We start from the raw sequence: 23798 nt of genomic DNA on the forward strand, positions 1-23798 counted from the left end.
AGTTCGTTATGAGCCAGCATGGTATTGAAACTATAAAAATCGAAAACTTTAAGTGCTTTGAGAGTTTAGAAATCAATGGCTTTAAACGAGTGAATTTGGTTGGCGGCAAAAATAATGTAGGGAAAACGGCGCTTTTGGAGGCTTTAGAGCTAGTAAGCAACTCATATAATCCTTATATATTGGCTTATCTTACGTGGACACTATTAAGGCGTAGACAAGACAAAGGTTATCTTGAGAATGATTTATTTCATGATAATAGTATAAGTTTTAAGCTAAACTCTAATCTAAATCAAGTAGAAATAAACAGGGATATTAGTGATTTAACCAACCACCTATTTAAACAACAATTTGATAGTCCTCCTTTTGATAATCTATCTGATATGGCATTGCGCTTTGTAGTTGGTGTTGCTAATACAACTATACCTATTGGACGTTTGTCAGATGCAGATCTGAATGCTTTTTTTTCTATGCGAGCTAAGAAAGAAGAAATTAAGGGGATTTTTGTTAAGTCATCTCGTTTGTCTGATGATGAGCTAGCAATTTTATATGGTGTAATTATTAATAAGGACAAAGAGCATTTTTTAGAGGATTCAATAAGGGTCTTTAGCGACTATCTTAGAAGTATAAAAGTAGTTCCTATGAGTCAAGGAGTAAAGCTCAAAGCAAAGTTGGCTAATAAAAATGAATTAGTATTGCTAAGTTCCCTAGGTGAGGGCGTAAACCGCTATATAGCCATACTCTGTGCTATTTGGGCGAGTCAAGATGGCTATTTATTTATAGATGAAATAGAAAACGGTATTCACTACACCAACTATCCCAAGCTTTGGGAGCTGATTTTCCTAGCTAGTGCTCAAGCCAATTGCCAAGTATTTGTAACTTCTCACTCGAAAGAATGTATTACTGCCTTTAATAATACTCAACTACTAGAGAATACTAAGGATAGTGGTGCTTATTTCGAGCTGTTCTATAGCCAAAAGAAGCAAAGAATATCAGCCGCTTACCGTGATGCTGAGCAATTAAAATATGCTTTAGACCACAATGAGGATATTCGTGGTGAGTAAAAATGTCCTCATTGTCGAAAGCCAAAATGATAAGTTCTTCATAGAAAACTTGCTAAAGCACATTAATCAAATCGCTATTAAAGTAGAAAACCCTATTTGCTCTATCGATGACTATGAGTGTTTAGAAGGACTATCATTGGCTAAGCTAAAGCATAAGCTAACTGAAATACAAACCACTATAGAAAAGGATGATATTCAAAAGCTAGGCATCATAGTCGATGCGGATAAGCAAGGCATTGATCAGCGTTTAGGATTAGTCAATCAAGCGATTAGTGAATGTGGCTTTGATCTTGCCCCCTTAGAGTTTAATCATTGGCTACACTGTGAAAAATATGATGTTGATCTTTCATGTCATATACTAAGCTATGATGGAGTGGGTGAGTTAGAGACTTTATTAAAAGCCATTAAAAACCAAGATTCTAGTTTTGCCGATTGTTTAAATGCTTGGCAATTTTGCTTAGCTGGTCAAGGAAAAACCATTTCAAGCAAAGAGTTTGATAAGTTTTGGATTAGTATCTACCAGCGTTATGACTGTTGCTCTAAGGAAGATAAGAAACAAGCTAATAGAAAATGCTCATTTGAGGCAAGTATGGCTAAACCCATTTGGGATTTTGAGCATGCTGCTTTAAATAGTTTAAAGGATTATCTTAACACTTTTACGGCGTAAATTATGGTTACTGAAAAAAATAAATCAAAAATGGCTCACGAAGAGCTGCCCGCAGAACATGAAGATATTTTAATTTCATTTCTGCATCGTATTATTCGGGTAGCTGTCAAAATATTGGCGGTCATTATGATGTTTGTGATTTTGTGGGGTATTGGCGATGTAGTTTATGTACTTTATCAACGTCTTATGGCTCCCCCCAAGTATTTATTGGAAATTAGTGATATTTTCCAAACTTTTGGTGCATTCATGGCGGTAATGATTGCCATTGAAATCTTCATTAATATTCGTTTATATCTTGGTACGAATGTGATTCCAGTACAGTTAGTGGTAGCAACTGCTTTAATGGCGGTGGCGCGGAAGTTAATTGTATTGGACTCTGAAAAAGCTACACCGGAGTATATTTTAAGTATTTCAGCCGCTGCCTTTGCTTTGGGTATTACCTATTGGCTAATGGGGCGTAATCATAATCAACAGAACTAAACAGAGTAGTTGCACCCAAGAGGGTATGAATCTCTTGGGCTGCAACAGGACTAGGCTTTCACTGCGGGCGCATCTTCCCCAATCAATAATGTACTTTCATCCTTAAAATAATAAGGTGGTACTACTAAATTAGTGGCGGCGGGTACATTTTTATAAACACGTCCCGCTAAATCAAAACGTGAACCATGACAAGGGCAATACCAACCTCCTTTCCAGTCAGCACCTAAATCAGCGGGTGCTACTTCAGGACGATAAGTCGGCGAGCAGCCTAAATGAGTACAAATACCCACCAAGACCAAATAGTTAGGATCACGCGAGCGATACGGGTTTTGGGCATAGTCGGGTTGTTGTTCTTTGACTAGCGATTCGGGATCGCGTAGCGACTTATCATTACTGGCTAAATTGGCGAGCATTTCTTCGGTGCGATGGACTACCCACACCGGTTTACCACGCCACACCACACGTAACATTTGTCCTGCTGCTACTTTGCGCACATCAAACTCTACCGATGCACCTGCTGCTAAGGCTCGTGCACTAGGTGACCAAGAGGCTAAAAAGGGCGCTGCGACGGCGGCGACTCCGGTTGCACCTACGGCAGAAGTGGCGGCTACTAAAAAGCGGCGACGGCCGGTAGAGGTTGAGTGTTCTGACATAGTGAATTCCTTAAAAGCTTAATGCTATAAAACTGAGTAAAACACTACGGTAAGGACTAGAACCGCTCCTTGATAATGCGCAAACCTTCTCCTTAGAGAGAGATAGTACTGAGCCTTGGGAATAATAAGTGACTAAATTAGTATATAATTTAATAAAATTTAAAAATTATCAAAGTAGTCAGCCTTAAAAACCTAGAAGCTTGCTCGCCTTTATGCTTTGAGCAGCTAACTGCAACAGGGCAAGTTTGTTTTTAAGGAGAGTCGATGGAAATGTTAGGACTCTATCCCACATGGTTAGAACCTATGCTGGGTAGTGGTTGGATCGTCGCGGTGATCGCAACCATTCACGTTTTAGCTTCACATACTGCGGTAGGGGCAGCGCTGGTGTTTGCCTATTTGTCCGTAATGGCTTATCGCCATAATCGTCCCGAATTATTGCAATACATTAAGCAATATGGTCTGTTTTTGCTCATTTTTTCCTATGTGATCGGTTCTATTACAGGGCCTGGCATTTGGTTTTCCACCACAGTAGCGAGTCCACGCGGTATCTCAGCCTTAATTCATAGTTTTGTATGGAAGTGGGCGACCGAGTGGGTGTTCTTTGTGATTGAAGTGGTGGGTGTTTACCTAGTGATTTATCTGGTGGGGAAGGTGGATCAAAAAACGCATATGCGTATAGCGATTAGTTTTGGTCTAGCTTCCTATGGCACTATGTTGATTATTATCGGTATTTTGTCCTTTATGATGTGGCCGGGTAAGCCAGAGTGGTTTGTGGAGGGCGGCTATTTAAATGGTTTTTATGGTGCAAATACCTTTGCTCAGTTAGCTCTGCGTACTGCGTTTATGTTTACTATGACAGCGGTGGTGGGGGGCATTGTCGCTGCTAGTATTAAAGAGCCTGAGTTTAAGCATGAAATGATGCGCCGTCTCGCATGGTTAGGTTTAGTGTCCACTCTCAGTGGTGCGGCTTTATTCCAATGGTATTTAAACACGTTGCCTGACTACGCTCATTTAGTGATGGAAAATCGTCTACCCGATTACTTCCAGCCTGCACTATTGGGTGTACTGAGTTTAATGGTGGCTTATTTCGTGTGGATCTTGATGAGTCCTAATAGTATTGTGCCTGCCATAGCCAGCGTGATGACTGTCATACTATTAGTATTTGGTTTGTGGCCGGAGGAAGTCGCTCGTGAGTCGATTCGTAAGCCCTATGTGGTGGGGCAATATATTTATTCTAATCAAGTCATTGCTCATGATGTTCCCAGTTTAGGTATTAAATCTGAAATTCCACTCTTAGAAGAAAAAGGTTTTCTCAAAACCCATATTTTCCTCCCTGATTCACTGCGTACTGTGACAGATGATAATCAGATTCAAGTGGGGCATGCCTTGGCTATGACGGCTTGCTCGAATTGCCACTCTTTAACCTCCAGTGGTATTCGCCCTCTGGCTAAGTATTTTGGAGGCAATACCGATACACAAGCGCTTAAAACCTATCTATTAGGGGCATTAGCGACGGGTAATACTTTATACATGCCTAAAATTCCTTTGACCGACGCAGAGGCACAAGCCTTAGCGACCTATATAGCCTCCTTAGCCAGTCCCGCCTCAGCCAAGGCTGCGGTTAAACACGCTAAAGCAGGAGAGTAAACATGACACCAGAGTTATTGTATAGCCTACGTGATGTAGCAGGTGTGCCTTCTCATCCTTTAGTGTTTTTAATCCTAGGGGTGGTGACCTTTGCGCTACATATTATTGCAGTACAGGTATTAGTAGGTGCTTCTGCTCTAGTACTTTGGGGCGCGTTATCGAGTAGTGATTACCCACGCCGCCTCGCCCAAACCTTATTAGTGGTGGCTAAAGTGGCGGTATCTGTTGCCGTAGTCTTAGGGGTCGCGCCCTTATTATTTGTACAAGTGACTTATGATCCTTTCTGGTACACCTCAAATGTGCTTTCAGCATGGTGGGTCATCGGGTTCATTGTGATTTTAACGCTTGCCTATTTGCTACTGTACTACTTCTATTACCGCAATCATCACTTAGCCACCCAACCCACTAGCAGTATTTTTAGCCTAATGGTGTCCTTGGTATTGTTTTGGACGGTCGGTTTTATTATGCACACCTTGACCTATCAAATGCTTTCGCCTGATCAATGGATGCAGTGGTATGCCCCTAATCAGACAATAGATGCGAGTGGCACAAAGCTACACAGTTATCACCTAGCACGCTACGGCTTTTTCATGCTCTTGGGGTTGCCAGTAATCGGCTGCTTTATTATTGCCTATCGTCAATATGTCAGTGAATGTATTGGTATACAGCGCGATTATTTACATTGGCTAAGAGTGTTAGGGATGCGCTTAATGTTAAGCGGTGGGGGGGTAGTGTTAGTAGTGGGCGCTATATGGGTAGCAACGACTCCCTCTTTATTCACTCAGTTGCTCACTCAACCTTTAAGTTGGTTGGCAGTGGCTTTATTAGTCCTAGTAAGCGTTGCACCGACCCTATTAAATCGCAAGCTCAATAGTGTATGGGGAAGTTATGGCTTAGTCGGTCTAATAGTGCTGACTGTGCTAGTGATTGCAACGGTGCGTGAGTTAGAGCGCTTTGCCATTTTAAAGGGTAAGTTTGGCTATAACACATTGGATTATAAAGTGAATGTGGATTGGTATAGCACCACGATGTTCTTTGTCACTTTTGCCTTGGTAGGCGGTAGCACTCTAGCCTATTACCTAATGATTGCATGGCAAGCGGGACGTACTGAAGGGATTTACACACCATCACCTGCTTTAAGCCGTCTCGGTAATTGGGTCATCGGTATGATGGTCGTGTGGATTGTGCATTTTTTTGTGCTCGGTTTTTGGGTTTGGTGGCGCTAGGAGATGAGCATGAAACACTATCTATTCGCTAGTATTCTAGCTCTAGTGACTTATTCAGTCAGTGCGGATAATCCACCGCCCCCTTTTAAACCCACTACTACAATGCTTGAGTCTATTCTATTTAGTACTGATACAGCCGTAGCGAGTGCTGACAGTACTTTATCTAAAGAGGAGTTGCGCAGTTTAATTCGTGAGGTGGTTCGAGAAGTGGTACAAGAGGAGTTGGCAAAGCTCCAGCCTCATGAGACTAAAACCCCCACGAATAACGCTACACCTGCTCAAGTCGAGGCTAAACCTACCGCCATTGCACCCGCTGAATCCACGACTGCAAGCATGGCTCAGCTAAGTAACAAGCCAGCCGCTTTTCATCAAGGCGAAGGTCTAGCGCATACCTGTGCAGGTTGTCATGGCACATTAGGGCGTATCCACAATGCAGCTTTTATGCCCTTGGCTGGTATGAAACAAGAAGAGTTTGTCGGCGCGATGTTAGCGTTTCGGGACGATAAGCGCCCCTCTACTTTAATGGGTACGGTGGCTAAAGGTTTAAGTGAAGATCAGATTAAAGCTATGGGCGATTACTTTGCCCAATTGCCTTTGGAGGACCTACCATGAATCCCTCACGGCGTAAATTATTAAAGTGGCTAAGCGCTTTAACGCTCACTAGCACTTTACCCAGCCGCTCCTTATTTGCCGCTACAGCACCACAGGTAGTGATTATTGGTGGAGGTGTAGGAGGGGCGACCGCAGCTAAATATCTCAAGTTGTTTGACCCTCATATTAAGGTGACGTTGATTGAGAAAAATGCTCAGTATTTAAGACCTTATGGCTCTTCCGAGGTGGTGACTGGGCATATTCAAATGAGTGACTTGGTAGTGACCTATGACACACTACGCTCTAAGTATGGTGTTAATATTATTATTGATGAGGTTATAGGGTTTGATGCTGCCAAGCGGCAGGTACAGCTTAAGCAGGGCAGTAAGGTTGCTTATGACCGTCTTATTGTCTCACCCGGAATCGAGTTGTTGTATGACAAGATTGAGGGTTACTCCTACGAGATTGCCGAGCATGAAATTCCGAGTGGCTGGATTCCGGGGGCGCAAACTGAGTTGCTAGCTCAACAGCTCAAAGCTATGCCCCAAGGCGGAACCTTTTTAATGGTCGCTCCTCCTAGCCCTTATCGTTGTCCACCGGGACCTTATGAGCGCCCTGCATTAATAGCGGAATGGTGTCAACGCCATAATCCGACTGCAAAGGTGATCATTGTTGATCCTAAAGATGAGTTTGTGACTGATCAAACCATGATGCTAGGTTGGAATCGGCGCTATGGTTTTAATATGCCTAAAAAATTTACTGCAACCCTACCCAAGACCGTAGAGGTGTTACAGCATCAAGGTGAGGGGATATTAAGTTGGATTCCAGCCGCTGAGGGGGGAACGCCACTGAAGTTAGATGCTACAAAAAAGGTACTCACGACGGCGGGCGGTGAGATTAAAGCCGATGTGATTAATATCGTGCCTCCTATGAGAGCCGGACAATTAGCCGCCAAAATGGGGCTAACAGATGAGAAAGGTTGGTGTCCGAATCAGCGTAAGACCTTTGAGTCCACGCTTCATCCTTATGTGCATGTTATTGGTGATGCGTGTAGCGCGGATGCCATGCCGAAATCGGGTTTTTCAGCCAATACTCAAGCCAAAAGTGTGGCGCGTGCCGTACTTGAACTGTTAGCAGGGCGTGAAGCTCCTGTGCCGTATTGGGAAAATACCTGTTATGCCTTAGCTGCTTCCGATTATGGTCTGTATGTAGCGGATGTATTTGAACTGAATGAGCCTGAAAACAAAATTCAGCGTGTAGGTAAAGCCTCGCGTTATTTGCGTTTAGAGGCAACGCCTGAAGAAATTCGTTTAGGGGCAGTGTACCAGCAAGCATGGCTGCAAGCTTTTACAGAGGATTGTTTCGGATGAAATTAGCCACCTTTTTAATAGCGTTGATGGCTGTAGGTAGTGCATTAGCCAATGAAGCAGCACCGCTCGAAGCGAAAGCTTGGACGCCTGCTAGTTTAGAGCAGGCTTTACAAGCTAGACCTCAGGGCAATAGTGAGCGTGGTAAGCAGTTGCATCATAGCGCTATGTGCATTGCTTGCCACGGTGCAGCAGGTGTTGCACCCACACGTAATTGGCCGAGTGTAGCGGGGCAGAAAGCGGATTATACCTATAAAACCTTATTGGATTATCAATCGGGTTTAAGGGCTGAGGATGAACGCGCTAAGCTCATGACCGCAAGTGTAAAGGATTTATCAGCTCAAGATTTGGCAGATATTGCTAGCTATTATGCTAGTTTGCCTCTACCTGCCTCACTGAATAACGTTAAACAAACAGTCCCTAGTTTAGTACGTAGTGGTGATCCTACCCGTCTCATTACGCCCTGTGCGTCGTGTCATGGGGTCAAAGGTCAGGGTGGAAAGTTTGCAGCCCCTGCTTTAGCCGGACAGACGCGTTTGAGCTTTATACGTACCATGGACTTATACCGTTCTGGTGCTCGACATAATGATGTGAATCAGGTAATGACCGCGATTGCTCGCCAGTTAAGCGCTACAGAAATTAAACTATTGGCTGATTATTACGCTGCGCATTGATCCTACTTCTCACCTTTGAAACCGCTTGGTTTCTGGTGTTTTGCCCACAGAGTCTTTGGATGATGTGGGTTTTTTTTAGGGTAAGGGATTTAGAACAGGTGTTAGGCAATGAGTTTATGCCCATTGCCTAATCGTCGTCACTTAAACAGTGACGGGATTGAAGAGTACTTTTTCACGGCCGAGTAATTTGCTATTTAAACGCAACATTACTAAAACCGTTTTCAGTTGTAAGGCTACTATCGGTGCTAACAGGATAAAGTAAGCTAAGGAGAACTTAGTCACTAGACCCGCAGCAATTAAGCCTTGATGTAAAAAGAAGAAGGATAAGACCACTAAAGCAATGCCCGGACAAATCAAGGCATAAGACCCTGCACTACGACCTTCACCTTCACGGCTAGTATAAGTCGCAAAATAGCCTAAGCGATTCATGACAGCTAATCCGACAATACCAAAGAATAATTGGATACCGAGAATGACGCTAAAGAAGGCTAAGCTTTCAATAGCAGTGGCTTCAGCACCAAAATTATGGTGCATTGCCATGGTTAAGCGATACAGTGCAATGCCCCCCACAGTCAAAATCGGAATAATAATCCAAAGCGATACTGAACCTTCACGATCAATTCCTTGTTGCAGCATAGCGCGGAAACCTAAGACTAAGTACACCGCACCCAAGACCGCAGCAAAGCTTAGAAACGCTAAAGTTAATACAATGCCGATTCCTGAAGTTAAATGATGATGGCTCATCGCAGCAGGCGCTGAAAAACCAACGGCTACCATAGCAAAAGCAAACACAGCTAGCATTTGTCCTAAGCTATTGTTTTTAGAGCAATCAAATTGACCTGTAGCCAAAATACGTCCTATAAAGCTTGTGAAGATCACCAATGCATAAGCCCCTACGGCTAAGAAAGCAAGCATAGCCAGTGGAAATAAGTACTCCACTACCGACCAAAGATTCGGTACAAATAAAGCACCTAATATAAAACCTACATTAATCGACATAGCATAGGTTAAAGGGATGGCCATAAGTTGTACTTCAGCATTGCTGCTTTTTAGACGGGTATAAGCTTCGGTACGTTTGAAGCGCTGATACTCAATAAGGTTCCAAATTAATAAACGCACATGGAGCAAGGAGAGTAAGACAATCGCTGTTAAAGCCACCGCAATCATACCTTGCATAAAAGGGTCGTTTTTAGCCCATACCACGAGCCATGATTCCCAAGTGGGAATAGGAGTAGTAGGGTGTGGTGTGATAAACATTAAGTACATGAAGAAGCTTACCGCAGCCCCTCCTGCACCTAGTGCCGCTAAGAAATACATAGGGGAGTATTTTGCTCCCAAATTATGACGTAAACGGAACATGATTTTTACCTATTCAATGTATTGTTGTAATAAATGTATTGCTACATTGGAATATTATATTATTCTAATATACTACTATATGCAAAATATCAATGCTTTTAACGGGTGTATTGAGTAGGCGAATGGCATGCCAACCTTCAGGGCACTTGCCTTCACTACGAATGCAGCTTAGTCTTGTTTCGATAACAATGATGGTAATGAGGTTGTCATGTCTAATATTAAAGGTAAGGGGCAGTGCCGTACTTGTGCGATTCGGCAACTCAGTATTTTTGCGCTCTTACCGGAGGCGAATTTAACAGAAATTCAGCATTTTCAACCGTCTATCATGACCTTTGCTTCCAATGAGGCTGTATATCATCAGGGCGAGGTTGCCACTTGTGCTTATACCTTGCGCCAAGGCTTGATACGCTTAGTGAAAACTTTACCTAATGGACGTACTCAGATTGTGCGTTTAATTCGGGCGGGGGATAGCTTTGGCTTTGATGGATTTATTGGCGAGCCTTATAACCATAGTGCTATTCCCTTATGTGAAATAGAGGTGTGTCGTTTACCGCTAGCAGAACTTTTAGCGCTCAAGCGCCAGCATCCTGAAATTGAGAGCGCTATGATGAAGCGCTGGATTCAACATTTACGCGAAGCGGAAGATATGATGGTAGAGCTAGGTGCTAAAAAAGCATCAGAACGCTTAGCCTCATTTTTGATTCGCTGGTGTGAGCCTACGGGGTTTAATGGCTGGATTGAATTACCGTTGTCACGCGGTGAAATCGGTGAGTTATTAGGTTTAACCATTGAAACCGTGAGTCGTTTTATTTCGGATTGGAAACGCCAAGGTTTAATTGAGGAGCGTCAAGGACGTATTCATTTGTTAGATCCTGAGCGTTTACAAGCACTGGCTTGTGTCGATGACTGACTGAGAAGCTGGGGTTTGAGTACCCAGCTTATTAGGTATGTTACTAAGTGTTTTATTATGCGTTCAAAAAGCTTTGAAAGTTAGAGTGGTCAGTGAACGCTCAATATGCTCAATGTCTAAAATATGAGTATTAATAAATTTACCAATATCTTCCTCATGTGGCACATAGAGCTTTAATAGTAAATCCCATTCCCCACTGGTCGAGTACAGCTCTGAAACAATTTCGCGCTCGTAAATTTGATCGGCGACTTGATAAGCTTTGCCGGGTTTACAGCGCAATTGCACAAATACGCAGGTCATTAAATCATGCACGGCAGTCATCTCTTGAATACTAAAACTGCAATGTAGCAGGATTCCAGCACAGCGTCATCTGCTCTAGTCCGTCTAATTATTGGGTTTTATAGGCGCTGAGTTGCTATCTCGGCAAGCTTCTATTATGGTGCTAACCACTGTTTAATCTTAATGTCATTCAGGATGGAGTGTGGTCATGATTACTTTAAAAAATAAAGATACCCAACAAGTCATTGGTACTTTAACCCCTGCCCAGTTACAGTTTTTGGTTGATCGTTTAGAAGAAGAAAGCAGTACCGATCATGATTACTGGCTCAATCGTGCGGAGTTAGAAATTTTAGCTGAAGAGGGGGCTGAAGCAGCGTTGATTGCCTTATTAGAGCAAGCTATGGGTGCTGGTGATGAAGTAGAAGTTGAGTGGGAAATCAGTGAGTAAAGAGTCATTGATCTTATTCACCACAATCTTGATTGAATGCTAGTGAGGAATGTATGTCGAAATGGCAAACTTTAACGCTTATTGAGCGCGGCACTGGGGTGGCTCAAGTCACGATGGCACGCCCAGCCGTATTTAATGCTTTTAATGAAGTGATGATTGCCGAAATTCAAGCGGTATTTGCTGAGCTAATGGCTGACCCTAAAGTACGCATCATTGTATTAGCAGGCGAGGGTAAGCATTTTAGTGCCGGGGCTGATTTGCAGTGGATGCGGCGAGCCAGTGAGGCTAGCCAAGAGTGGAACTTAGAGGATGCAAGGCGTTTAGCTCAGATGCTGCATACTATTGAGTCTTGCCCTAAGCCGACTATTGCACGTATTAATGGAGCCGCATTGGGTGGGGGCGTGGGCTTAGTGTGTGCCTGTGATATAGCTATAGCTGCCGATAACGCCACCTTTACCTTAAGTGAGGCTAAGTTTGGTATTGTGCCTGCGGTTATTAGTCCGTATGTGATTAATGCGGTGGGACGGCGACAAGCTAAACGTTTAGCGTTAACGACTACACGTATTGGTGCTCATGAAGCATTAGAGCTGGGATTGGTTCATCAAGTAGTGAGCAGTGAGGCTTTAGACAAAACAGTCGATATGGTCATTGCTGATGTGTTGCTAGGTAGTCCTAATGCGCATCAGGAAATTAAGTGGTTGTTTAATCAACTAAGTCCTAGTGAAATTACACCTGAAGTACGTGAGCTAACCGCACAAACGATTAGTCGTGTGCGCGGTACTGAGGAGGCACGCGAAGGATTCGCTGCCTTTTTAGCTAAGCGTCCAGCGAGTTGGCTAAATCAAAGCGAATAGCGGTCTCCATAGTGGGGAGGATGAAAGCCGAGGCTTTCATTCGACCACTACCTTATCCGAACTAGAGCGTCCAAAGGTTTCAGGGCTATACATCTCCTCAGCTTTAGCCGGAGGCACAATAAAGCTTCCTTGAGTCGTGGCACGCGCAATATAGTTATATTGGTAATTACCCTCACCTAGCTCAGTGGTAAAGGCTTCTGCCTGAGTAGTGCGCAAGTTTTGATGTCCAAACCAATATAAGAACCAATCTCTACCCTCTGGGACTGCCGTTTGTGCTCCCGTAGTATCCAGCACTGGATTGAGTATCTCTAATCCAGCGGGCAAAGGATCAACCAGTGCTACGTGATAGCGGGTTGCGGGAGCGTCCAGACTAATATGCACCTTCACTCTAGCGCCTGCTTTAATATGCCAAGTACCATCGGCGAGTTGCTTAACATCGTCGGGCTTATCCACTGCTTCATAACGACGCTCTACCGTAAAACCAGCATTTTTAGCCGCCAACTGTAAACTCTTAGGCGCGTAATTCATGCCAATTCGATAATACAAGCGTCCTGTACCTTGTTTATCAAGGATTAAATCCTGTGCCTGTGGATGTTCTAACAACCAACTCATAGGAATAGTGGTTTCGCTACTCTCAAAGCTGCGCCCTTTAAACGCATGCTCACCTGCATAGTCTTTACCTAACCAAGTACGCGCAATAAAGTCTGGGGTTTGCTTTTCATAGGTCTGGAAGTATTGATCCAAGGCTAATAATACAAACGCATTATCTTGAGTATTATCCCAACGCCCATTCATCCGCCGTGCTTGTAATTGTTTGACCAGTTTAGGAATCAAATCGGATTGCGCTTGGGTTTTAATCAGTGCATCGAGCACTAGGGCATTAGTGCGGGTTTCAGAGCTGAGTACTAAATAACTTTGCGCAAAATGACTGTCACCAAAACTAGCGCCTGATGCGGTTTCACTCACCCGATTCATGAGCGCGAGTGTTAATTCCTCTAGTAGCGGTTTGAGACTAGCGTCATGGGCAATAATAGGCATGAGCCATGCAAGTACATCAGTAGGTAGTTTATCTGTACCCCCTGCGTCTTGAATCAGTGTTTTGGCACTTTCAACATCGTAGTCATCAATTAAAGTACGGATATATAAGCTATAAGCAACTAGGTACTGACGGGTAGTAGCTGAGTAGTTTTTATCATTTAAGTAGTTATTGATATTGCGAGCATAGTCTAGCGCTTGATTCCAACGTTCCTCATTAAGGGCATAACCCTTAGCCTTAGCTCGGATCAAAGCATGTAAGGCATGCAAACTGGCATAGGGGAAAACCTCACCATAGGATTTCCACAGCGCAAAACCTCCGTCACTATAGTTTTGGCGCTGTGTGAGCAGATTCAAATCACGCTGCAAACTTTTCTCGATAGCCTCTTTGCTGGGCATATTGGGCACATTAAAGGCTTGCAACATCTCTTGTAGTGCTAACGTGGCTAACATACGAGAGGCCACTTGCTCGGTGCATTCAAAGGGATAGGTATGTAGGTATAAGAACGCATCGGTGAGCGACTGCATGGCGGTCGATGAGGTACTCACTTGTAAGGCGCCAAATTGTGCCCATACATCTTGAGGTGCTTTGATCGGTTGTTGGATAGCACCTTGATCAATGACTCCATAAGTTGCAAAGGCTTCACTGGTGGCAGGGGTATTAACGGCAATTTGCCCTCTTGCTGCGTCTTGATAAGCCTTATCGGGACTGACCGCTGCGAATTGATACCAAGCTGTACCTGCACTCAAGGGTTTAGTGGGGAATTGCACCAGTATGCGTTGATTAGCAGGAATGGAGACTGCATAACCTTGTGCAGGTAGTTCAAGGTTTTCAGCATTCATCACTAACTGAACAGGCAGGGCTTCGTCAGTTTGGTTTTGCAATTGCACGGGGAAATTAAATTGATCACCAAAATTTAAAAAGCGCGGTGCACTAGGGCGTACCATGAGAGGCAAACGAGCGGTCAATTGACTTTCGCCACTGCCAAAGTGGTCTGTGCCTGAAACAGCCACTGCCATAATGCGATAGCGTGTTAAATTATCAGGTAACTTAAGTTTAGCCGTGACGCGCCCTTGATCATCAGTGCTTAGGCTTGGAATAAAAGCAGCTAAGGGTGTGAAGTTTTGACGTATGGTGAGACCAGGGGGCGAAGTTGGAGTTGCTGTTGAGTAGTTATAGACCATAGCATCGGCCTCAATGGAGCCTTTGTAATTGCCCATTTCCATAACCGCAGATACTACAGTAGCAGGTGCAGCCATTCGCATCATGGGGCGCATAGCGGGGGATGAGGCTTTGAGTTCAGCTTTTGGTTCTAACCATACATTTTCTAGTAAGTATTGGGCGTCTACTCCAGAGTTGCGCGTGGGGTAAAAGCTATTAATAGGATTGGCTAATTGATAATTGGCTAAAGCTAAAATAGCTTCATCGACTGCCATCACTAAGACTTCAGTATTCGTAGCGGCTTGACCATTGGCTTGTTGCACTTCAACCGTGACTTCAGTTTCAGCGGCTGGAGTCACCACTTTATCTTTAGGTGTCACGGTGACATTTAATACTCGCTCAGCGGTGGAGAGAGTCAGTTCAGTCGTGCCAGTAGCATAGACAGGTTTATTATCTACGCTACTTTGTAATACCACGCTCACATGCACATTAGGCATCCATTCGGGCTTTAAAGGCAGGGCTAAGGTATGGCTAGTGCCCTGTATCGCCAGAGGATAATGCTCAACTAGCCCCTCACGTTCAATGGTTGCTACCCCGTGTGCATTAGCAAAAGGCGCTTGAATCGAAATCTGGGCAGTATCACTAGGAGTATAAGTAGGTTTATCAGGAATCAGTTGGAGCGTTTGCGCGGCTACACGCTCGCTAGTATTGGGGGGGAGTTCATTGCTCATCTTACCCCCTGTTACCCAGCGAGTAATGCGGCTTAGATTACGCCGTCCCTCTTTGTCTTGAGTCGTCGCAGTGATCTCATATTGACCACCCACAGGTGTTTTAAAGCTACACTGGGCTAAACCTTTGGCATCGGATTGTACGGTACAGGTTTGAATATCTTTGCTTTCGAGCTTAGACGCCGTGTTTGACCATTCTAAACGCGCGGCTTCCACTACAATAGGCTGTTGTGCTTGAGCGCTACCTTCAATATCAGTGGTAATCAGATCAACGGCTAAAGGTTGGTCTTGCTCCACGAAATAGCGTTCGGTCTTTAAACCCACATACTGAGCAGCAGGGTGGACTAGCCATGAAGTACTAGCGCTATACGTTTGATTATTTTTATCACTGATACTGGCGCTTGCTTCTACAGTCAGTGGCAGCACGCTATTTGCTTGGAGATCTATTTGTAAGGTGTGCAAACCATTAGTATCGGTTTTGCCGCTGATATTTTGATAGCTAGATGCGCCCGCTTCATATTCATAACGTCCCCAGAAAGGCTGAGTTATGCCAAAGCTCCAGTCGGATTGATTCGGAGGAGTATAGGAACTGCTAGTAATTTTCCCCTCCCAACGGATTTCACTACTCGCTAGCCCGCCCCCTGTATAGTATTTAGCTTCTGCATGAGCTGCTAAGGTCGCGTTCCCGATCACAGTATCTTCGGAGACTTTAGTCACTTTGACCTCAAATTCTGGGGTACGAAACTCTTGAATCTGGAAGTTATGCTGGAAGCTGACGGCACTATCTGGTGTATCGGTTAATTTCAATTCCACCCGTGCCGGTCCTAATGCCACCACTTCGGGAAGTGTAAAGGCAAAATCTAAGCCGCCTAATGCAGTAGTTTTGGTTTCACCTTCTGCTAGAGATTTATCTTGGGCATCAAATACTTGATAACTCACGGTTTGAGCTTTAGGCAAGGCGAGCTGGCTCTTACTATCGAGTTCACGTAGCCACGCTTTAATATGGACTTGCTCGTTAGGTTGATACAGTTGGCGATCATCAAACACATGCCAAAGCCAATTAGCGTTAGTTATAGTAGGGTTGGGGGGGCGAATACCGCGCAGATAGGGGATATATTGCTCATTCGTTAAAGGCAAAAAGGCAATATCATCACCGACTTGAGCCTCTATCCATGAGCTATTTGCTTCCTCGGTATCAGTAGAGGGAGTCATAGTGGGTTTAGTTAGTAGGGCTAAGCCTTGAGTGTCACTCGTAGCGCTAGTCGTTTGCTGATTGTGCACATAGCGTACTTGCGCTTGAGGTAGTGGCTGACCATTAGCGAGTTGTGCTACCCATGCGAGTAACTGCTGATCATCGCTACGTGTATCAAGACTAATTTGAGTGGCTTGTAGCCAAGTCATTAAGCGCAATTTCTGCACTGGACTAGGTTCACTATTTTCAGGGCTTGGTAGTTTAACCAGTGGCTCACCTTCCTCTAGTAACACGATCAATTGTCCGGTTTTACCCGCTGTGAGCCAAGGGGCTAGGTCAATGGTTTTAATCACGGTTTCATTGACTTTATCGGTGAGCGCAATCACTTGCTCGGCGACCGTTTTGCCGGGGAGGGTAGGGAGTGTTTCAGCACTTAAATCAGTCTCATTGCGTAATTTTTCATAGGCTGCCCAATCTTGGGGGGCGACTTGCTGTACACGCCATTTCACATTGCGGAAATTGCGACTGATAAAAGTAAATTGAGGGGGGACGCTAGGATCAAGCGTAATGAGGCGCTCCTCATTCATACCTAATTGTGGTAAATAATCGGCAATCTTAAAAGTAGTCACTAAGTTCTTAGCTAGCTTTTGACCGTAGGTATCTAATAAGCCTTGTTTAAATGTAACCTTATAAGTAGTGCGTGGCTGAGTGTCCGCACGAATAGTCAGATACGTTCCATAATTGTCTATCTCAAATTGAGCTAAAGCAGGCTCAATACTAATCCAGTCTTTTAGGTTGAGATCATTAGCCAACGGGTGCGAGAGTTCAAAACTAAAGGGTGTCGCAGGTTGGCAGTTATTGTCCCCATTGCAACTGGCACTGGTAATCGCTAAATCACCATAGGTTTTAAACTCAAACGTTTGCGCTTGACTACTGACCCGTGAACCTTCCGCCGATTTAGCCCCCTTGTTGAGTACCAGCTTAAATGCAGTATCTTTAGCTAAAGGTCGAGCAGGTTTGACCACTAACCATTGATCTTGAGGTAAGTTTTTGACTTGCTCTTGCAAGGTTTTATCAGCCTGTATTTCACTCTCAGACACTAATTGCAGTTCTATATTTTTGCCAGCCACCTGCAATTGCAGGCTATGTAACAGCGTTTTAGGGTTAATGCGTTGGTTAAAATTTAAGAGTAATAAGGGCTGTAAAGCGACGCGCTCACCATTAGGGTAGACATTGCTGATTGCCACGGGTGGAGTGCTAAAACTAGCATTAAAGGCTTGTTTTAACACATCACCATTAGCAGAGGGGGTATTAGCAGGAACAATCAATTTAAAGCTGGTTGCTAGGGGTAAACGCTCTGCTTTAGGGGTAAAGACTAGCGTTTTAGTATCTAGCCAACGCCATTCGCCCTCTATTTTAGGTAATAACTGTGCAGGCGCGGATTGTGCTGAGGCATCCTCCCCTGAGGTCACAGCCACCATCGGCTGATTAAAAGTAATACTGACTTGCTTGATTGAGTCTAACTCATCACCACTAGGACTAAAGCGTAACACATTGAGTTCAGTTACTTTAGGAGTGGCTGGGGGCGCGATTGAAGCGGCTTCGGAGGCTGGGAACGGTTGATTAGTAACTGGAGTGGCTGGAACAGGTTTAGGCTGGTTAGGTAATTTAAATTCTGTTGTGATTGCTTTGGGCAGAGGCGGTAAACGTTCTAGTAGAGTTTTAGTTTGTTCGGGTGTTAATAATTCGGGCTGAGTAATGGAGAGTTCTTCAGTAGCGGGGGCTTGGCTTGGAATTTCTTGCAGTTGCGCAGGAAACTCATCCCACTTAGGCAATTCTCGAATGGGTTCCAGCGAAGTGGCTTGAGCGTGTGACATCATCAGTACCCCCACTATTAATAATAGCCATTGTTTCATTACTCATTACCCTAGTGATGTTGATTAAGAAGAGTATATGCCGACTCGGTATAGAAGTGGTTAAATCATTTAAATGAATTTAACCTAAATTGCTATCAGGATAGAGTACTTACTAGCTAATAAGTTCTTAAAAGTCTGAGTAAGTTTGATATTGAGCTAATACCCATTCTTTAATGTAGACCAAATCATGAGTATCTAGCCATTGAATAAAATCCTGCTGTTCTGCATTGCCTTGTTCACGCAAATACTTCATAAAAGCCCCTAATGCTTTGCCCTCTAAACCTATCCAGCTTTGTATCAGTTCACCATTAAATTTTTCATGGACACGCTTACGTTGTTCATTGAGAGCTAATAGTTGCTCATATTGAGGTTTAGCATGCGGAAACCACTCAAAGGCGCGTTGTAAAAACTGCTCTTTAAGCTGTCTACCCCCATGCTCACGCAGAGTATCCCAAGGATAAGCATTTAAATGATCTTGAGTGTCTAACCATTTTAATAAGGCATTATAAGTAGAGCGCTTTTTATCGCGGATGCGTGAAGCATGGTTACGATTGTCTAATAAATAAATAGCTTTATTGAAATAAGGCGAGGAAGCAGCAAAACGAAAAATATCCTCTAGAGTATCAAACCCTTGCAAAAAAAGCTCACGATCTAGTTCGGCAAATGCTAATATGGTTTTAATATCTTTGGAGAGGCTAATGACCCCTAATATATTATTGCCATCACGTACAATCAGAGTTAGTCCATCATGTCCGTATTTAAATCCCATTTTATGATAGAGCCTACCGATAATATTGCCTAGATCATTCCATGCAAAATAGTGTAATGAAATATCAAAATCCTCATGGGGTGAACCAATAATATCAATTTGGAATTGCTGATAGTCAAAGGAGTAGACATTAGTATTACGTACTAATTCATTGGGCTGAAAGCGAGTTTTAATATAGTCACTCAAATGAATCGTGAGTTGATCGGTATCCATGAGAATATCTAGGTCACCAAATGAGGTTTTGGCTCGATAGGCTGGAATGGCGGCGATTTTACGCTCTGGAAAGTCAATGCGTAGTTGGTTGAGCACTTGTGTGCACAGTGCCTCATACTCAGCACGTTCATAACGGCGAGTAACTGTGTTTTTTAAGGCTTGACCACCCATATAGAATTTCCTGTGATTAGGCTAAGAATTGAGTATAGAGGTGGTTTTAGTATGGAGGGTCTACCATTTGTCTTATTCATACATTGGTCATTAAGTGTAAAGGTCAGTATTAAGTCTATTGTGGGTTAGCGCGGCGTATAAGCGAAGTGTCCATTATAAGTTACTAGGTATTATATGAATACTGAAGCGATTGACCCTAAGTACTCTGAGCTAGATTTACAGACTACCGATAACTTAGTAAGTACCTTTATTGATGATCAATTCTTGGCAATTCAAGTGGTTAAGCATGCGCAGGCTGCAATCGCTCAAGCCGTAGATGCGGCAGTTCAGCGTTTAGAGCAGGGGGGGCGCTTGATCTATGTGGGAGCGGGTACGTCGGGACGTTTAGGAGTATTAGATAGCACAGAATTATTACCGACCTTTTCTTGGCCTGCTGAGCGTGCTGTCGGTGTGATGGCAGGGGGTATCAGTGCTTATTTAAAAGCAGTGGAGGGAGCGGAGGATGATACCGAGTCAGCGCTTCAGGCTTTAACGGCTATTGAGCTTAAAGCACAGGATGTGGTTATTTTGCTTGCGGCTTCGGGTAAAACTCCGTTTACGGTGCGTGCCTTATATCATGCACGTAGCCTAGGTGCTCTCACTATTGGTATAGCTAATAATCCTAATACAGCTCTTATCAATGAGGCAGAAATTGGTGTTTTATTGGCAACCGGTGCAGAGGTGATTGCTGGTAGCACACGCCTTAAAGCGGGAACCGCACAAAAGGTAGCATTAAACACCTTATCTAGTGCCATTATGGTGAAGCTGCATAAGGTGTATGGCAATCTCATGGTCGATATGCAGCCGACCAATCACAAATTAGCACAACGGGCGCTGCGTATTGTTATGGCTGCAACAGGCGCTGATCAGATGAGTGCACAACGAGTGTTAGGTGCAGCCGATCATAATGTTAAAGCCGCTATCGTGTCATTACTAACACACTTAGAGCCATCTGTCGCCCGTGAGCGTTTAATAAAGGCAAGAGGTAATATACGCCAAGCGTTGGCTCAGTAATGCTTTTAATAACTATCTAGATGAACCCTAAAGTCACAGACCGTTCCTAGCCTTAATCCACTCGTCGTTCCGGTTTATCAATCAATAAAATCACTTTATCATGATGGCGATATTCAAAGCCCTACTGATTTTGACATACTGCTCTCTATAGAAAACAGCCACTCAATACCAAGCTGTAATCAAAACAACTAATTGAAATGAAAAAGATTTATAGAGGTAGATAACATGTCACTCAGCTTAATTACTAACTTACTCGGCGGCTTAACTGGTAATAGCAGTGTTTCCGGTTCGAGCAGTACACAATCCAGCGCTAGTGGCTTAGGTTCCTTATTTTCTTCTAGCTCAGGAAGTGGCGGCGGATTATTAGGTGGTTTATTAAGTCCAGTAATGAATATCGCTAGTGGCTTACTAGGTGGGATTTTAGGCGGTGGGTCAGGTGGTTCTGCGTCTACCGGAGCTAGCACCACTACTACCACAACACGTCCCACTGTGACAAGTAACTATACCTATACGCAGCCTAGTTTAACAGGCAGCTACACAGGATTAAGTGGATTAACAGGCTTGAGTGGTTTGAATGGCTTAACAGGTTTAAATAGTGGTTATTCCCTAAGTACCCAATATCCTAGCTCTTCCGGCTTTAACTATTATGGTTTTCAACCCATGCCTATGAATTTCAGCTATCTGACACAACCTAGCGTGCTCAATAGCAGTTATTACACTATGTCCCCTTGGAGTGGTGGTTTTAATTACAACGCCATGAGTAATGGGGGCTATTATCAAACCCAACCCGCACTGCAAGGGGGTTTTAGCTATACCAGTACAGCTCAACCCAATACCAGTGTAACCACGAGTCATAATCACGGCACTACTACGAGCACCACGGCTGGCAGTGCAAATAACTCCTTAGGTGGTTTAGGCAGTCTGTTAAGTGGTTTGTTAAATATTATCTAATTTCCTTCCTCTAAGTACTTCGTGTAGAACCGTTCTAAGGCTAGTCTTTAGAACGGCTTTTTATTTGAAATTAAAGCCTTTAAATCCAATAGCTTAGGGGTTTATTGATACCACGAAAAGCCGAAAAGCAGGAAAAAGCGATCCGTTTGCCACCTTGTCCCTTATTAACAGCATGTACTTTACTAGATTGAAATAAGATCAATTCGCCTGCCTGTGGCGTTAGGGTAGCAGCTACTGGAGGCAGTTTGGCGCGGTCATAAAAGTCATGTGTGCCTGTATACAGTGTATTAGCGACCTCATCGTCAGGGGCATAATCCCATAACTCCAACTCCCCACCAGTTTGGAAGTTTTGTATATATAGATTAATTGCTAGTTGGCTAATAGGGTGCTCATGCTTGGGCAGTTGGGGTATATCACGATGGAGTAAATCTTGATGCGGTGAGAAGGCTTGGTGCTCATGCAAAATTCTTATCAGTCCGGGCATCATTAATTTATCTGATAATTGCTGCGGTTTAGCACCATGCGGCCAAGCTTGATCTAAAACCTGTAAAAAGTCCCGTAAGGGATTAGCGGCAGGCTGACAGAGCTGATCCATGTCATATAAATGAAAATGTGCTTGTCTAAAATATTGATCAATTAATTTAGCATTAAAACGAGTTTCAAAGTAGGAGAGACCAAAGCGATAAATATCAAGCTCTGGAGCATTATCATATTTGCTGATTTTGTTAGAGTGTTGATCTAGATTGCTTTGTAATATTTGACATTGGTCAATAGAGTAAAAATCAGGAATTCTTATGGCTAATATATCACCATATAATAATTGATTTAACAAATGGAAGGTAAGTTTTTTGGTGGTAATAATAGGGTTTGATTTTTCTAGAAGATGATTTTTGTCATCAGTAGATCGAAAAAAGCGCGGGTCCAGTTGTGCTAAATCACTCATAAATATAGTTCTCCTTATTGACCAGACTTATTGTATTGAATTAAGTCTAGTCAAGAGAAATTACGAGTTTTTATAGCCGTCCTAAAGTAAATTTAATTATAAACCTTTTGCGATTTCTATTATGCTTGCAAGTGTAAAAGATGTTATTTTTTATTAATTAAAACCTAAATTGGTACTATTAGTTTAATTAAATAGAGTGGCTTTTTTCTTCATGAGTATTTATTGCTGATAATTGAGAGGGTAAAGTTATGGGTTTGATTTGTGCAGACAGCTCATTACGCTTACGCATCATTTTATCGGCATACATAGCCTGATCAGCAAATTCTAGTAGTTGCTCCAAGTTATCACCATGCTTGGATAAATAAGACACACCAATACTGCTAGATAAAGTATGTTGGATACCGTCAATAGTCATCGGATGCATCATATTAGTGACTAAACGAGTAATAAACTCGGTAACTAATTGATAATTAGCGTATTCCAATTGACCTAGTAAGATAACAAACTCATCCCCACCAAGGCGTATCACTAAATCATCTTGCCTAGCAGCAGAGCGGATACGTTTAGCAAAAATAGTCAATGCCATATCACCTACGTGATGACCATAGGTATCATTAATGGCTTTAAATTTATTAAGATCACAAAATACTAGAGCAAGATCTTGATTCCGAGCTTTGGTTTCTTGCAGGAATCTAGGAAATTGTTGCTCTAAATAAGCTCGGTTATGAACCCCTGTCAGTGGATCATGAAAAGCTTGATTGATGGCTTTCTGTTCAGCCGCCCGCATTTTCTCGTAGAAATCTTTTAAGACGATTTTAACTACTAAAGTGGTAATAATAATAGATAAAGTTGAGCAAAGTAGAAAGCCAAATGGTCCAACGACAGGATTATATCTAAAGAAAGGATAGTCAAACCAGTGCAGTCCACTGGTGATTAAACAAGCTCCTAAAATATTGCGCACGATTCTTTTTTCTTTATTTTCTTTAATAAAGATATAGCCTAAATGTAAATTGAGCACACCAATATAAAGAGCTAGAATAGTATTAGACACAAAGAACATAGGCCAGACAAGGCTAAAAGCCATCAGGAGAGAGGCTACTGTACCAGTAAGATACAGTAAAAACTCTTGGCGTACAGGTTTTTCTAGTCGATGATGCCCACCAATATACAAAAATACTGCCCAGAATAACAAGGCTATATTATAAATAAGCTCAGCATGTTTGGGGTAGGTGGCATTATAAAACAATAGACCCATATAGCCGATAGCACCTGCTAAAGCGGCTAGTCGCCAAGAGTCTACCCCTTGAGGAGTATCTGCTACGTCTCTGGATAGCCATAACAATAAGAAGCTTGCCAGATAGCTAATAATTCCTATCACTAAGATGAGGCTCATCATTTCTGCCATAAAAAACTCGCCTAGATGTATCTATCAATTAATTTTTATTATTA

The 23798-nt window shown here is 43.2% G+C and carries 20 protein-coding genes; 13 read left to right on the forward strand and 7 right to left on the reverse strand.

Annotation, left to right across the window (positions count from 1 at the left end):
- The first annotated feature begins 8 nt into the window (after positions 1–8).
- Genes IPL34_RS13900 through IPL34_RS13910 form a run of 3 tightly spaced genes read left to right on the forward strand, consistent with a single transcriptional unit; the run spans position 9 to position 2208 of the window.
- On the forward strand, positions 9–1061 hold the full coding sequence (locus tag IPL34_RS13900; RefSeq protein ID WP_296842050.1) for an AAA family ATPase: 1053 nt from the start codon (positions 9–11) through the stop codon (positions 1059–1061).
- Positions 1054–1728 (forward strand): DUF3226 domain-containing protein, encoded by a 675-nt coding sequence (locus tag IPL34_RS13905; RefSeq protein ID WP_296842051.1) that lies wholly within the window; start codon positions 1054–1056, stop codon positions 1726–1728. The genes IPL34_RS13900 and IPL34_RS13905 overlap by 8 nt, the downstream gene beginning before the upstream one ends.
- Positions 1729–1731: 3 nt before the next feature.
- Positions 1732–2208 (forward strand): phosphate-starvation-inducible PsiE family protein, encoded by a 477-nt coding sequence (locus tag IPL34_RS13910; RefSeq protein ID WP_296842052.1) that lies wholly within the window; start codon positions 1732–1734, stop codon positions 2206–2208.
- Positions 2209–2258: 50 nt separating this feature from the next.
- Here IPL34_RS13910 and petA read toward each other — a convergent pair whose 3' ends face one another.
- Entirely contained in the window at positions 2259–2861 is a 603-nt protein-coding gene (petA, locus tag IPL34_RS13915; protein WP_296842053.1) for a ubiquinol-cytochrome c reductase iron-sulfur subunit, read from the reverse strand.
- Positions 2862–3125: 264 nt separating this feature from the next.
- Between petA and IPL34_RS13920 the strand changes: the two genes are divergently transcribed.
- From IPL34_RS13920 to IPL34_RS13940, 5 genes are read left to right on the forward strand one after another with little or no spacing between them, the layout of a single operon-like run.
- Positions 3126–4508 (forward strand): c-type cytochrome, encoded by a 1383-nt coding sequence (locus IPL34_RS13920; protein WP_296842054.1) that lies wholly within the window; start codon positions 3126–3128, stop codon positions 4506–4508.
- 2 nt (positions 4509–4510) lie between these two features.
- Entirely contained in the window at positions 4511–5734 is a 1224-nt protein-coding gene (locus IPL34_RS13925) for a hypothetical protein (RefSeq protein WP_296842055.1), read from the forward strand.
- 9 nt (positions 5735–5743) lie between these two features.
- A complete protein-coding gene (locus IPL34_RS13930; protein WP_296842056.1) occupies positions 5744–6346 on the forward strand; it encodes a hypothetical protein in 603 nt (200 codons plus the stop codon).
- Positions 6343–7695, forward strand: a complete 1353-nt coding sequence (locus tag IPL34_RS13935) for an NAD(P)/FAD-dependent oxidoreductase (RefSeq protein ID WP_296842057.1) — start codon at positions 6343–6345, stop codon at positions 7693–7695. The genes IPL34_RS13930 and IPL34_RS13935 overlap by 4 nt, the downstream gene beginning before the upstream one ends.
- On the forward strand, positions 7692–8366 hold the full coding sequence (locus IPL34_RS13940) for a c-type cytochrome (RefSeq protein WP_296842058.1): 675 nt from the start codon (positions 7692–7694) through the stop codon (positions 8364–8366). The genes IPL34_RS13935 and IPL34_RS13940 overlap by 4 nt, the downstream gene beginning before the upstream one ends.
- A gap of 141 nt (positions 8367–8507) precedes the next feature.
- On the opposite strand, the gene IPL34_RS13945 is transcribed toward IPL34_RS13940, so the two are convergent.
- Positions 8508–9725: a hypothetical protein gene (locus IPL34_RS13945; RefSeq protein WP_296842059.1), complete on the reverse strand. Its 1218-nt coding sequence runs from the start codon at positions 9723–9725 to the stop codon at positions 8508–8510.
- A 208-nt stretch (positions 9726–9933) separates the two neighbouring features.
- Between IPL34_RS13945 and IPL34_RS13950 the strand changes: the two genes are divergently transcribed.
- Entirely contained in the window at positions 9934–10635 is a 702-nt protein-coding gene (locus tag IPL34_RS13950; protein ID WP_296842060.1) for a Crp/Fnr family transcriptional regulator, read from the forward strand.
- Between the two features lie 63 nt (positions 10636–10698).
- On the opposite strand, the gene IPL34_RS13955 is transcribed toward IPL34_RS13950, so the two are convergent.
- Entirely contained in the window at positions 10699–10935 is a 237-nt protein-coding gene (locus IPL34_RS13955; RefSeq protein ID WP_366931101.1) for an Lrp/AsnC ligand binding domain-containing protein, read from the reverse strand.
- 187 nt (positions 10936–11122) lie between these two features.
- On the opposite strand from IPL34_RS13955, the gene IPL34_RS13960 reads away from it, so the two are divergent.
- Both IPL34_RS13960 and IPL34_RS13965 read left to right on the forward strand, forming a co-directional pair.
- Positions 11123–11362 (forward strand): hypothetical protein, encoded by a 240-nt coding sequence (locus tag IPL34_RS13960; protein WP_296842062.1) that lies wholly within the window; start codon positions 11123–11125, stop codon positions 11360–11362.
- A gap of 53 nt (positions 11363–11415) precedes the next feature.
- Complete coding sequence (locus IPL34_RS13965) at positions 11416–12216, forward strand: enoyl-CoA hydratase-related protein (protein ID WP_296842063.1); 801 nt, start codon at positions 11416–11418, stop codon at positions 12214–12216.
- A gap of 36 nt (positions 12217–12252) precedes the next feature.
- Here the strand turns inward: IPL34_RS13965 and IPL34_RS13970 are convergent, their stop codons facing one another.
- Positions 12253–18249 carry an alpha-2-macroglobulin family protein gene (locus tag IPL34_RS13970; RefSeq protein WP_296842064.1) on the reverse strand — a complete coding sequence of 1999 codons (5997 nt, stop codon included), beginning with the start codon at positions 18247–18249 and terminating at the stop codon, positions 12253–12255.
- A 127-nt stretch (positions 18250–18376) separates the two neighbouring features.
- A complete protein-coding gene (locus IPL34_RS13975; RefSeq protein WP_296842065.1) occupies positions 18377–19402 on the reverse strand; it encodes a hypothetical protein in 1026 nt (341 codons plus the stop codon).
- A 174-nt stretch (positions 19403–19576) separates the two neighbouring features.
- Between IPL34_RS13975 and murQ the strand changes: the two genes are divergently transcribed.
- Both murQ and IPL34_RS13985 read left to right on the forward strand, forming a co-directional pair.
- Positions 19577–20455, forward strand: coding sequence for an N-acetylmuramic acid 6-phosphate etherase (murQ, locus tag IPL34_RS13980; RefSeq protein ID WP_296842066.1), 879 nt, complete (start codon positions 19577–19579; stop codon positions 20453–20455).
- Positions 20456–20680: 225 nt separating this feature from the next.
- Positions 20681–21406, forward strand: a complete 726-nt coding sequence (locus tag IPL34_RS13985; RefSeq protein ID WP_296842067.1) for a hypothetical protein — start codon at positions 20681–20683, stop codon at positions 21404–21406.
- A gap of 79 nt (positions 21407–21485) precedes the next feature.
- On the opposite strand, the gene IPL34_RS13990 is transcribed toward IPL34_RS13985, so the two are convergent.
- A complete protein-coding gene (locus tag IPL34_RS13990) occupies positions 21486–22349 on the reverse strand; it encodes a 2OG-Fe(II) oxygenase (RefSeq protein ID WP_296842068.1) in 864 nt (287 codons plus the stop codon).
- Positions 22350–22536: 187 nt separating this feature from the next.
- Positions 22537–23754 (reverse strand): diguanylate cyclase, encoded by a 1218-nt coding sequence (locus IPL34_RS13995; protein ID WP_296842069.1) that lies wholly within the window; start codon positions 23752–23754, stop codon positions 22537–22539.
- Positions 23755–23798: the final 44 nt, after the last annotated feature.

The sequence above is a fragment of the Thiofilum sp. genome (assembly GCF_016711335.1).
Lineage (GTDB): Bacteria > Pseudomonadota > Gammaproteobacteria > Thiotrichales > Thiotrichaceae > Thiofilum.